Annotated in this window: 11 protein-coding genes; 7 read left to right on the top strand and 4 right to left on the bottom strand. The window is 43.0% G+C overall.

Annotated features, from left to right (window positions below; translation table 11 throughout):
- Positions 1-23: 23 nt before the first annotated feature.
- Together lepB and ATC1_RS13735 are read left to right on the top strand one after the other, a co-directional pair.
- Positions 24-680 (top strand): signal peptidase I, encoded by a 657-nt coding sequence (gene lepB, locus ATC1_RS13740; protein WP_082174812.1) that lies wholly within the window; start codon positions 24-26, stop codon positions 678-680.
- Positions 661-945, top strand: a complete 285-nt coding sequence (locus ATC1_RS13735) for a YgiT-type zinc finger protein (RefSeq protein ID WP_062283498.1) — start codon at positions 661-663, stop codon at positions 943-945. The genes lepB and ATC1_RS13735 overlap by 20 nt, the downstream gene beginning before the upstream one ends.
- Positions 946-1,003: 58 nt before the next feature.
- Here the strand turns inward: ATC1_RS13735 and ATC1_RS13730 are convergent, their stop codons facing one another.
- The 3 genes from ATC1_RS13730 to ATC1_RS13720 form a co-directional block, all read right to left on the bottom strand.
- Positions 1,004-2,320 carry a tetratricopeptide repeat protein gene (locus ATC1_RS13730; RefSeq protein WP_152024325.1) on the bottom strand — a complete coding sequence of 439 codons (1,317 nt, stop codon included), beginning with the start codon at positions 2,318-2,320 and terminating at the stop codon, positions 1,004-1,006.
- Positions 2,321-2,688: 368 nt separating this feature from the next.
- The gene (locus tag ATC1_RS13725) at positions 2,689-3,552 is read right to left on the bottom strand and encodes a CPBP family intramembrane glutamic endopeptidase (RefSeq protein ID WP_062283491.1); all 864 of its coding nucleotides are present in this window, start codon (positions 3,550-3,552) and stop codon (positions 2,689-2,691) included.
- 11 nt (positions 3,553-3,563) lie between these two features.
- Entirely contained in the window at positions 3,564-4,274 is a 711-nt protein-coding gene (locus ATC1_RS13720) for a CPBP family intramembrane glutamic endopeptidase (RefSeq protein ID WP_062283488.1), read from the bottom strand.
- A gap of 350 nt (positions 4,275-4,624) precedes the next feature.
- On the opposite strand from ATC1_RS13720, the gene ATC1_RS13715 reads away from it, so the two are divergent.
- From ATC1_RS13715 to ATC1_RS13695, 5 genes are all read left to right on the top strand, one after another.
- On the top strand, positions 4,625-5,797 hold the full coding sequence (locus tag ATC1_RS13715) for an integrase catalytic domain-containing protein (protein ID WP_062283486.1): 1,173 nt from the start codon (positions 4,625-4,627) through the stop codon (positions 5,795-5,797).
- Positions 5,798-6,134: 337 nt separating this feature from the next.
- Positions 6,135-7,163 carry a BMP family lipoprotein gene (locus ATC1_RS13710; protein ID WP_062283483.1) on the top strand — a complete coding sequence of 343 codons (1,029 nt, stop codon included), beginning with the start codon at positions 6,135-6,137 and terminating at the stop codon, positions 7,161-7,163.
- A gap of 379 nt (positions 7,164-7,542) precedes the next feature.
- Positions 7,543-9,105 carry an ABC transporter ATP-binding protein gene (locus tag ATC1_RS13705; RefSeq protein WP_062283480.1) on the top strand — a complete coding sequence of 521 codons (1,563 nt, stop codon included), beginning with the start codon at positions 7,543-7,545 and terminating at the stop codon, positions 9,103-9,105.
- A gap of 2 nt (positions 9,106-9,107) precedes the next feature.
- Positions 9,108-10,406, top strand: coding sequence for an ABC transporter permease (locus ATC1_RS13700; RefSeq protein ID WP_062283477.1), 1,299 nt, complete (start codon positions 9,108-9,110; stop codon positions 10,404-10,406).
- Entirely contained in the window at positions 10,406-11,671 is a 1,266-nt protein-coding gene (locus ATC1_RS13695; protein ID WP_062283475.1) for an ABC transporter permease, read from the top strand. Before ATC1_RS13700 ends, ATC1_RS13695 begins: the two co-directional genes overlap by 1 nt.
- Positions 11,672-11,852: 181 nt before the next feature.
- Here ATC1_RS13695 and ATC1_RS13690 read toward each other — a convergent pair whose 3' ends face one another.
- The gene (locus ATC1_RS13690) at positions 11,853-12,194 is read right to left on the bottom strand and encodes a phosphomannose isomerase type II C-terminal cupin domain (protein WP_062283473.1); all 342 of its coding nucleotides are present in this window, start codon (positions 12,192-12,194) and stop codon (positions 11,853-11,855) included.
- Positions 12,195-12,198 lie beyond the last annotated feature (4 nt).

Genomic DNA, 12,198 nt, shown 5'->3' with positions numbered 1-12,198 from the left:
GAATGGAGTGAAATCAGCAGACAATGGCAAAGCAGCAACCCTATAAAAAAGAACCATCAAACAAACGGCCGCTTGAGAAAAAGAAGGAGCCGGTGAAGAAGAAAACGACATTAGGGATGATTTGGGAAATTGTTCAAACGTTATTAATGGCCGCAGTCTTGTATTTTGCGATTGATTATTGTATTGCACGAGTTCGCGTTGAAAATATCAGCATGGAGACCACTTTTACTGAGGGTCAATTACTGATGGTTAACAAACTGAATTATAAATTCAGCGAACCAAAACGCGGTGATGTTGTCATTTTTGAAGCACCAAAAGCTCCGGGAGAAGATTATATTAAACGGATGATTGGGCTTCCAGGTGATCATGTAGAGGTGAAAGAAGGAAAACTATTTATCAATGGGAATGAAATTGTTGAAGAGTGGATTCATGAACCGATGATCTATACTGGTTCATGGGATGTTCCGGAGAATTCTTACTTTGTTCTGGGCGACAATCGAAACCATTCTTCAGATTCTCATAGCTGGGGTTTTGTACCCCGTGAAAACCTGGTCGGGAATGCATTTTTCCGTTATTGGCCGCTGAACCGCATTCGGATTATCAATAACGAGATTGTACTGCCTGGCGAGGAGGAGATTGCTGCAATCAAGGAGGAAAAGAATGGAACAGGAACGAATTAAGTATTGCCCTGAATGTCAGGTCGGGATACCGCGTTTCGGATTTGCTACCTATTTTACCTGGATTGAAGATGAGCTGATTACCGTGCCGGATTTTCCCTGCTGGATCTGTGATGTATGCGGACGCAGAGAGTGGGATTCTCATTCATTGATGCAGCTCAATCTCTTGCTAAGCCCGAATGCAGGGAAGATTTCACAGAAGAGACGACCAATAACAAGCGATCGAGATCTTCCAATCCGCAAAACCACGCGCAAAACACTGCATTAATAAATTTTTCTTCAAACAGTGAGATAAAAAAGCAATATTCCAGAAAATAGGATGAGAACTATTCGACCGGCGAAACGGCAGTAAGCTCGCTTTCGCCGGTTTCGTTTGTTTCTCCATCTGGCTCTGCTGTCGTTTGCGTTTCTGCAGTTAAAACAATATCAAATTCTCCGGATTTGCATACGTCGGTCATATAAGCTGCATTTTCAACGGCGATGGCATCTTCCGGGATTCCTTGTGTTATTGCCCGCACAATTTCTGCTGCTTCCTGGCACATTCCGGAGCGGGCTAGAATCAAACCGTACATATAATAAAGCTCGGGGATCCGATTATCATAACTTAGCGGGATGCCTTTGATGATCTCTCCATCTGGCGTGATGCCTCCTTGAATTGCCAGTTTGAAATATTTCAACGCATCTGCAAATTTCTCGGAACGATAATATTGCGTTGCCAGATTCCAATAAAAAGTGGTTTCTGTTGGATCTAAATTAATAGCATCTTCTGCCTGTTGAATCGCTTTCGCGTATTCCCCGTTCCCGCTGTATGTGCGTGAAATATAATAAGGTGCCCATGGATCATAGGGATTCAGGGACCGAGCTCGCTCAAATGCTGTGATTGCATCCGAATCTTTTCCTGCCGCGCGCAAATTTCTGCCGAGCGCCAGATATAGATCTGCAATGTTGGGATTCATGGATATGGCAATTTGGAATTCATTAATAGCGTCTTCATAATTGCCGGTGATTTCAAGCAGCAATCCCCTTGCCCGATGTGTCTCCATCAAATTATTGCCATTGGTGACGCCCAGCCGTGAATATTCTGTGGCTTTTTCAAGGGTATTCAGGCTGTCTTCTCCATTGTTGATCTGTTCAACCAGGACTTCAGTCTGGTAAGCATACGTCAACGCGTTATTCGGATCGATTTCCAAAGCTCGATTAAAAGCGGTCTCGGCATCCAAATAATTTCCCTGTTTCCCAAGCGCCCAACCGCGGATTGCATGGGCAACTGCATTATTGCTGTTCAATAAAATGGCATTTTCTGCGTTTTTCAAGGCATCTTCATAATCAGATTCGAAGATTTGCAATTTGGCAACGTTGATGTAAGTGGATGAATTCTTGGGATCTGAATCAATCGCTTTTTGGTACAACTCAATCGCACGGGACAGTTTGCCTTCCTGTTCCAACTGTTCCGCTTCATGAATATAGGATTCCGGAGGAGTTGTTGGTGTGCTGGTGGGGATAAAAAGAGGCTGTGTCTCAGGGACAATCACGATACTGAAATACAGCCCGGCTGCTGCCAATACCATTAATAGGAACAATCGCCAGGGGCTGGATCGTCTCCTTCGATTGTTATAACTGTATTTTGAGCCTTTCAGATACACTTTTTCCTCAATTCTTTATGCAGTGCTCTGGTTTCAGCATATCCAAAACACCTCCCCAATTATAAACGATTCTCTTTTGTCAAAATTTCCTTGCCTAACCAGCAGTTCGGAATAAGAATAATTTTTTTGGATTGAAAGAGAATATATATTGTTGTGATGTTTTTGCACTTCGCGCAAAAACATCACAACAACAAAGAATCCACCCGATATTTCGAATTGCTGATAGATTTATAGGCGAGTGGCAGATCATGAGTTATTATTCCTGATACGGGATGAGCAAAAATCGTCAGTAAAGAAAGTTCACATCTTTTTTTGTCATTATATTAACACTGAAAAAGTGATATGTATGGTGGCAGTTTTTCGTCAAGTTAGTTAGGACCATATTGGCTTTTTTCTATATTCCATCCTTTCCGAACCATTTTTTGAGGTCCCCAGAAAACCGTTACAACTATCGCCGCAAGAATATAGAATATTATGTAAAACAACTTTGCCTGGGTAGTTAATTGAAACAGCTCGCCAACGAAATTCACCGAAAAATGAAATAATACTGCCGACAAGGTGCTCCGTCGATTGTTGTTATACACCCATGTCATGAGTACTGATAGAGGAATCTTGTCAGCCATAAATAACCAAAACGCTTCTGTTCCCAATCCCAATCCATGCTGATAACTCCCCGGAATGAGGAACAACGGAAGATGCCAAACTGTCCAGACTGTTCCCAGGAACAAACTCGCTGCTAAAGCATTCCATCTTTTTTGCAGCTGCTCAAGCGCATATCCTCGCCAGGCTAATTCTTCTGGCAGAGGGCCAAACAGCAGCATGAAGACTGCGAACAGCAACATGGCGAGAGGATGGGTAGTAAAATGAGCTGCCGTCTCTGATGCAATGCCTTTACCTCCGGTCATCACATCCAAGATTGCACCTAAACCAGCAAGCACGGGAGCCGTGAGAAAAATAACAGCATACCATTTTGTGCCTATCCATTTGAATCCAATTACTCGTTGGAAGTAATCCCGCCGCTCTTCTGGGGTATGTCGCATATAGATCAGAAGTATCGCAACGATCGGGGGGATAACTCCACCTATGTAAAGAAAAATCAGAACAGGGATTGTGGACTCTGCTTCGTATAAAAGAAATCCAATTATCCAGAACAGCCAAGAGAACATAAATGTCAAAATAAAGAACAGCCATAGATTCTGAATTCGTAGTGGTGGCAATTTTTTAAAGATCATCAATCCACGACCTATCTATGGGCTATCCAAGCTGGTTTATTCGTCATGACAATAATAGCAGCTATAACCCATAGTAGCGAAACAGCTATCCACAATGGTCTTAAATCGCCACCTGTGTCCATTGGTAGAATGGGCAACACCCCAAGCGTTGTATTACTTGCAGCATGAAATAGATTTACGATCAACAGACTTTTCTTTGTGCTGTTGTAGAGCCATGTTAGAACTATGGATAATGCAATATCCTGCAAAAGGAACAATATAAAAGGTATTTGATGATGAAAGTTGCTTTTCATCCAAAACTCCGGTAGATGCCACAAACCCCAAAGCAATCCAATGATCAAGCTGGCAAAAAGAGCGCTATGCTTCTGTTCTAATCTTGGTAAAATATATCCCCGCCATCCTATCTCTTCTCCCAACACGCTTAAAAAAAGAACGTAAGCAAAAACGGGTATTACCAGGTAAATCTGTCTGGGATCATTGAATTTTGGAACTTTCCCCCCCATAATCAGATGGATACCGATTGAAGCCATGACTACCAACATCGTCGAAAAAAAACTGAACAAATACCAAAAAAAGTTTAATCGCCAGATAAAAAAATGGCTGAGAAGTTCCTTCAGACCATTTCGTCCCGATTTTAGACCAGTCAGTAAAATCGCTACCGATGTTGGTCCAAATGTCCCTATTATTATAAATAAGCGACTTTCTTTGTTAGTAAATACCATTGGCATCCAGATTAACCATGAGAAGCTATAAGTCAACACGAAAAAAATGATTGCGGGGTGGCTTTCCAGCAAGCTTAATCTTTTCACAATTCAGCTCCAAAATTATATCGTTGTTGTAAATTTATTCTTTATAAATTATTTAGTACTTGAATATAAGAGGTAAGTCAGAAGAATTCTTATTGTTACAAAAATTATATGGGAGATCAACATGGCATATAAAACCGATTATAGCTTGTTTTTAAATTTGGAGGGTTAATCCATATTTCGCGACGTGAATCATAATTAATGTTACCGAAGAAGTATCGGTGAATCAAAATAAATTGTTACCATAAGCTGCGGAGGAAAGGCTGATGGGTAACAAAATGAGTAAGAAGAGCAGGCTGGAATTAGCAACGCAAATACAATCCCGATATCTAAAAGCGAACAAGGCGGCGAAAGAAAAAATTCTCGATGAATTTGTCGAGAGCACTGGTTACCACCGGAAGACGGCGATACGTTTATTGCATTCAGATCTTCGGCCAAAGACGTTCAAAAAGAGACCTGGGCGGAAAAAGAAGTATCCACGAGAGATAATCGAAAAGTTGGAACGGTTGTACGAGATCAGCAATTATATCTGCGGACAGCGATTACAGCCATACATTTCCGAGCTGATAGATATACTGGAGCGATGCAATGAAATGTACTTCACATCTGAGGAAAAACGTCTGCTAACTGAGATGAGTTCGGCAACTATCAATCGAAATCTGAGGGAATACAAGAAAAACCATCAAGGAAAAGGCAAAACCATGACTAAGCCCGGCGGATTACTCAAGAAACAGATTGCGATCCGAACGGGGATGGACTGGGATGATAATCGCCCTGGATTTCTGGAGATAGACCTTGTTGCTCATTGCGGGCAATCAGCAGCAGGAACTTTCTTTTACACATTGACAGCTACCGATGTATGCACCGGTTGGACAGATAACTTCATTCTCCGGAACAAATCAAAGGAAGCCGTTGTGGAAGTGATGACTTTGCTTGAATCCCTTTTACCTTATCCCATCCTTGGTATTGATTCTGATAATGGCTCCGAGTTCATCAACCATCTCCTTTTTGATTATTGCAATAATCGGGAAAGAAAGATAATCTTCACCCGATCAAGGCCCTACAGGAAGAACGATCAAGCTCATGTTGAACAAAAGAACTGGGCCGTAGTCAGACGTTTGCTTGGATACAACCGCTTCTATACTCCAGACCATTTTGCACTCATTCAACGTATTTATCAGCTGAACCATGTGTTCAATAATTTCTTCCAACCTGTACGTAAGACCATTGCCAGACCAGACAAAGATGCCGGTGTCTTTTCTCCAAAATATGATTCTGCTAAAACACCTTACCGTCGAATCCTTCAATCTGGCGACTTATCCTCTCCCAAAAAGGCTTCTCTTGTATACCTGTATGTTGCATCAAATCCCGTCAATATCCTTGCAGAAATCAATGATCTGCTCCGTATTCTTGCCGAAACTTCTTCTTATCAAACATAGTAACGATAAAAATTGGCTGTTTGGGTTTTTCGCTTTGGGCCAATTCCTATCGTTTATGGTAAAATGCCCCTGCACTTCCAGGGGATAGAGCTCTGCTGGGGAGCAACTCGAGCACTGGATGTGCCCAATTTACTATCGTAGAGATGCCTACACATCTCTACATTTTTCGTGGCTGTTGGGTAACATTTTTATTTGATTCTTCGATCCCCGCAAAGTAACATTTTCTTTTGATACACACCGTTCGAATCACTGAAATAAACTGGATATTTTTTGTGTTCGCTTGTATAATAAATTTACGAGAATGGAAACATAAATTCACCCAAATAAGGAGAGAAGAATGAAGAAAATCAGTTTGATTCTTGCATTATTGGTTGTATTGGTTTTGTGTATGCCAGTGATGGCGGCTGATCCAATTAAGATTTGTCAGGTTACCGATACGGGCGGCGTTGATGATAAATCCTTCAATGAGACAGCCTGGAACGGCGTTTTGCAGGCAGAAAAAGAGTTTGGTGTCGAAGGTGTTGTCCTGGAATCAACTTCGGATGCAGATTATGCACCCAATATTGAACAATTCATCGATGATGAATGTGATCTGATTATTACTGTTGGATATATGCTTTCTGACGCAACAATTGCTGCTTCTGATGCGTATCCGGATTTTAAATTCAGCACCATTGATGCCAGCATTTCGAAACCGAATACGGTTGATCAGGTTTTCCAGACTGATGAAGCTGCTTTCCTGGCTGGTTACGTTGCAGCCTCTGTAACGAAAACCGGTGTAATCGGCACCTATGGCGGTATGTGCATTCCGACTGTCACCATTTTCATGGACGGATATGCCCGCGGAGCTGCTTATTACAATGAAACACATGATACCAATGTGAAAGTACTGGGCTGGGATGTTGAAAAACAAGAAGGAACCTGTGTTGATTCCTTCGACGATCTGGAAAAAGGTAAGCAGGTTACCATCACCATGATGGACCAGGGCGCTGACATCATCATGCCGGTTGCCGGACCTGTCGGCGGTGGCACGATCGCAGCGATGGAAGATCGCGGATCCGGTTACGTGATCGGTGTCGATTCTGACTGGTATTATGCTTATCCTGAAAATACAGACATGATTTTGACATCCGTTGTGAAAAAGATGGATTCAACCACGTTGGAAGTGATTAAATCCGTTGTTGACGGGACCTTTAAAGGCGGTTTGATTGTTGGTACGCTTGCAACCAAGGGCGTTGATCTGGCTCCGTTCCATGATTTAGAATCTGTTGTTCCTGCCGATGTGATTGCCGACCTGGATCCAATTCGGGAGAAGATAATCAGCGGTGAAATTGCATTGAATCCGGCATTTAAACAGGTAAAATAGCCTGAAAGTCTTACAAAGATAAAAAGGAGGCGGAAAAAAACCGCCTCCTTTTTCATTCGATCAGAAATTCAATATATAGAGGGGAATCGTTGTTGTTGTGATGTTTATACGCTTTGCGTATAAACATCACAACAACAATTCTTTTTATTTTTTAAATTTTAAATCGGTGGCATAGTTGCATTTAGGGGATGATGATAAAATTATTGAAAAAATAGGATTCACGCAACGATAAGCCGAGTATGCAGAACGTTTCAATTTAATCTTATTTTTTCTGACATATTTTTATTTGAGAATCGCAAAAACGGGCATAAGAATATGGCATTGCAGTTCTTCACCCGTGTTTCTTTTCCAGAAAAAATACACAAAAGAGGAGAAGAAGATGACTCCAGTACTTGAATTAAAAGAAATCACAAAACAATTTCCGGGGGTTCTGGCAAATGATCATATTGATTTAAAGCTGGAAAAGGGCGAGATATTAGCGCTCCTGGGTGAGAATGGCGCCGGAAAATCCACACTGATGAATATTCTGTATGGATTATATCAGCCGGATGGCGGAACAATTTTCATTAATGGACAACAAATTAATGTCCATTCGTCGATTGACGCGATTAAGGCCGGAATTGGAATGGTTCATCAGCATTTCATGCTGATTCCAGTTTTTACAGTGACAGATAATGTGATGCTGGGTGAAGAATCTCTTATTTTGGGCGATATCCTTGATCGAAAAACAGCAGCAGCCAGGATCATGGAGATCTCCAAGCAGTTCAACCTGAATGTGGATCCGAATGCGATGGTAGGCGATTTACCTGTCGGTGTACAACAGCGCGTTGAAATTATTAAGTTGTTGTATCGCGATGCCAATATTCTGATATTTGATGAACCCACGGCTGTATTAACCCCGCAGGAAGCGGATGAGCTGTTTAAAATTATGCGCTCTTTGACGGATAAGGGAAAATCGATCATTTTCATTACGCATAAACTGCGCGAAGTATTGGAGTATTCCGACCGGATCATGGTAATCCGGCGCGGCAGAGTCATCGGGGAAACTACACCTGATAAAGCTGATCAGGAAAAATTAGCGGAAATGATGGTTGGACGGGCAGTCAATCTGAATCAGGAGAAGAACAAGGCAAAAAAGGGGGAGGTCGTTTTACAAGTCCAAGACCTTGTTGTGGCAGATTCGACCAAGAAAATTACTGTCCATGGCATATCCTTCACACTTCATAGCGGGGAAATCCTCGGAATTGCCGGAGTCCAGGGCAACGGTCAGACCGAACTTGAGGAAGCAGTAACCGGTATGCGTGAGTTTGAAAGCGGGGAAATCCAGATTTCTGGTAAGTCGATCCGAAAAATCAAACCGCGTGAATTTGTTGAAGCAGGTGGGGCTCATGTTCCGGAAGACAGGCAACGAGATGGATTAATTCTCAGCTTCCCGGTTGAGGATAATCTGATGTTATGCACTTATTACAAGCCGCCTTTTTCGAAAAATGGCATCTTAGACCGCAGAGAGATTCGCAAAAATGCTGAAAATCTAATTTCCGCGTTTGATGTACGAACTCCCAGCCCGCTGACCGATGTTGGAACTTTATCAGGTGGAAATCAGCAGAAAGTCATTGTTGCCCGTGAGTTAAGCCGAGACAACCGTCTGATTGTAGCGTCTCAGCCGACAAGGGGTCTGGATGTCGGTTCGATTGAATATATACATGGACAATTGTTGAAAAAACGGGATGAAGGATGCGGCATTCTGTTGATTTCTTCTGAATTGGATGAAATCATGGAACTGTCAGATCGAATTCTTGTTATGTATAAAGGCGAAGCCATTGTGACAGTCGATACAGAGGCCGTCTCAAAATCTGAAATCGGGCTTTATATGGCGGGCATCAGCCAGCAGAGCGTTTCCGGATCTGAAACCGTGGCTGAGAAATCTTCGACGGGAGAATGAATATGAGCGCATTAGAAAAAGATTCTGAACAGAAAAAAAATGAAGCGAAACAAGCCGGTGAAATCTTTTTGCAGGAATTATCACGAAAACCTTCTAACGACAGCAGCTTCTTTTCGAAGCTATGGTCTGCGATCCAGATCCCTTTTCTGGCAATATTTTCCGGTTTATTTTTAGGAGCGCTGATTATTGTCTTTACATCGCCGGACGTTTACGAAGCTTTTAGTAAAGGACTGGGGACAGGATTAAAAGCGGTTTTTTCCGTTGTGGGGAATGCATATGGTGCCTTATTTGCAGGTGCTTTCGGCAGCCCGTCAAAAATCATGGAGGCTTTGCGGACCGGTGAAAAAATTGACCGTGTGTTCAAACCGATTAGCCAGAGCCTGGTTGAAACCACTCCGTATCTTCTGTCCGGTCTGGCTTTGGCACTTGGTTTTCGTGCCGTTGTTTTTAATGTTGGCGGTGAAGGGCAGATTTATGTGGGTGGGACTGCAGCGGCCTTTGTCGGATTTGCTTTTGCCGATTTACCGAGAGCCATTCATTTGCCGTTATCGGTGCTGGTGGGAATTATCGCCGGAGGTATCTGGGGTTTTATTCCAGGCTGGTTGAAAGCAAAAACGGGTTCTCATGAGGTGATTAACACCATCATGCTGAATTATATAGCGCTGCGTCTGGTAGAATTTTTGCTGACCGGACCGATGACAAAAGCCGGCAGCGGCGGAATGCCGATTTCCAATTCTGTGCAGGAATCTGCGAAAATCCCGCTGATTTTCAAAAAGCCTCTGACGTTGCATTGGGGCTTTCTGTTTGCGCTGTTGATGGCAGTACTGATCTGGTTCTTCCTTTTCAAAACCAAATGGGGTTTCAATTTACAAATGGCCGGAGCGAATAAGCATGCTGCAAAATATGCCGGATTAAATATCGGAATATGGACTGTTCTTGGCATGACGATTTCCGGAGCATTGAACGGTTTATGCGGTGCTAATCAGGTGTTAGGAGTGACCTATACGATGGGTTTGGGTGTTTCTGCCGGATATGGCTTCGATTCCATTGCACTGGCTTTGCTGGCGAATAATAATCCGCTGGGCTGCATTCTGTCAGCACTGTTATTCGGTCTTTTAAGAACAGGATCGCGAAATATGATGTCGAACACAGGTATTCCCTTGGATATCGTTTCCATCGTCCAGGCATTTATTCTGATGTTCATTGCAGCTCCGGCAATTATCCGAACGGTTTATCATCTGCGTGCGAAGAAAACTCAAGCGCCGGCAGCGGTTAATGTCTCTGGTTGGGGAGGGAAATAATGATAAAGGCGAAACCTGTTTATCTGAAACATGAAGTCAGTCCGCGGGATCGTATCATGGGATTTGTTTTTCTTCTGTTGGGTCTCTTTGTTTTGTTGGTCTTTAATAGACATTTTTCTGCAGATACGGTTACTACTTTTGCAATGACTCCCGGTGGCATTACCCGCGGTATGATGTCGGATTGGCTGATCCAGACAAATCGTACACTTTGGATCTGTGGCATTCTGCTTTTTTTGATCGGGGCTTATCAATTTGTGTTTGGATTTGGGCGCCGCTCGAATTTGATTTTGATATTGGTGTCTCTGATTTTTGTCTTCGCCTTTACCGTCTATGTTGCAGCCAATAAAATGCTGAATTTAGCGGGACTGCTGGCATCTGCTTTATCGATGGCAGTACCGATTATTCTTGGCGGATTCTGTGGAATTCTGTGTGAGCGGGCTGGAGTTGTCAATATTGCCATTGAAGGAATGATGCTGATGGGTGCGATGCTGGGATCGGTTGTGGGTTCCACGACGAAGAATATTTGGCTCGGTCTGGCAGCAGCTATGTTAGGCGGCGGTATTTTGGCGTTGGTTCATGCCTGGCTTTCGATTAAATATAAAATTAACCAGATTGTATCCGGTACAGTTATCAATATATTTTCTACCGGAATGACCAGTTATATTTCTTCCATGTACCTGCAGAATTTTCCAAATCTGAATAAAACACCACGTTTTCCGAGTGTTGCCATTCCAGGACTTGCGGATATTCCATTTATCGGGCCGATCATCTTCGATAACAGTCTGTTTGTCTACGGCATGTTTCTTCTTTTGATCCTGCTGCAATTTGGTTTGTTTAAGACTCGCTGGGGTTTGCGTCTGCGTGCAGTAGGAGAACATCCTAAGGCAGCAGACACCTTGGGAATTAACGTGTTTAAGACGCGTTATATGGCTGTTATCCTGGGCGGGTTGCTGGCAGGTTTTGCCGGGGCTTATTTTTCACTTGGATCAGTCGGCCGCTTTGATGAGGGAATGACTTCCGGCAAAGGGTTCATCGGCCTTGCTGCTATGATCTTTGGCAACTGGATCCCCTTCCGCACGATGTTGGCTGGGATACTGTTTGGTTTTGCCGATTCATTGTCCTCATCTGTATCGATCCTCGGATCTTCCATTCCTGGCCAATTCATCAATATGCTGCCATATCTGGTGACGATTGTCGTATTAGCAGGTGTAGTTGGCAGCAGCTCAGGTCCGGCTGCCAGCGGTACTCCTTATGAAAAAGAATAAATAAATCTTTGCGTGACAACAGCGATTCAAGTATGAGTGGAATTACTTCATGATGGGGAGTTTTCACAGATCGCAAAAACAACACATCAGCGAGCTTTCTCGTTTTTAATAGAAGCCTTTTCAAAATTTTACATTATAGACTGTATTAAAAAACTCCGATTTTTCGGAGTTTTTTAATCTTTTATTTCCGGCCAAAGTCATCTTCAATACGGACGATGTCATCCTCCGGGCAGATTCCGATTTGTGTTTCGATGAGGACAAGCATTGTATCTGAATCATTTTCGACGCGATGGGGTTGTTCTTTTTCAATTTGAATGACATCTCCGGCTTTAATCGGAAATGTTTTTTCTCCCAGTGTCATTTTACCTGCACCTTCAACAATGACCCAGACTTCTGAGCGCATGCGGTGGTATTGCAGTGATAACCGTTTGTGCGGAAAAACCATAATGCGTTTTACGCGATAACCAGGTTCAAAAAGGTATTCTTCCCAGCGACCCCAAGGGCGATTATCGAAATCGATCATAGTG

The sequence above is a fragment of the Flexilinea flocculi genome (assembly GCF_001192795.1).
Lineage (GTDB): Bacteria > Chloroflexota > Anaerolineae > Anaerolineales > Anaerolineaceae > Flexilinea > Flexilinea flocculi.
This window is presented reverse-complemented; position numbering and strand designations above follow the sequence as displayed.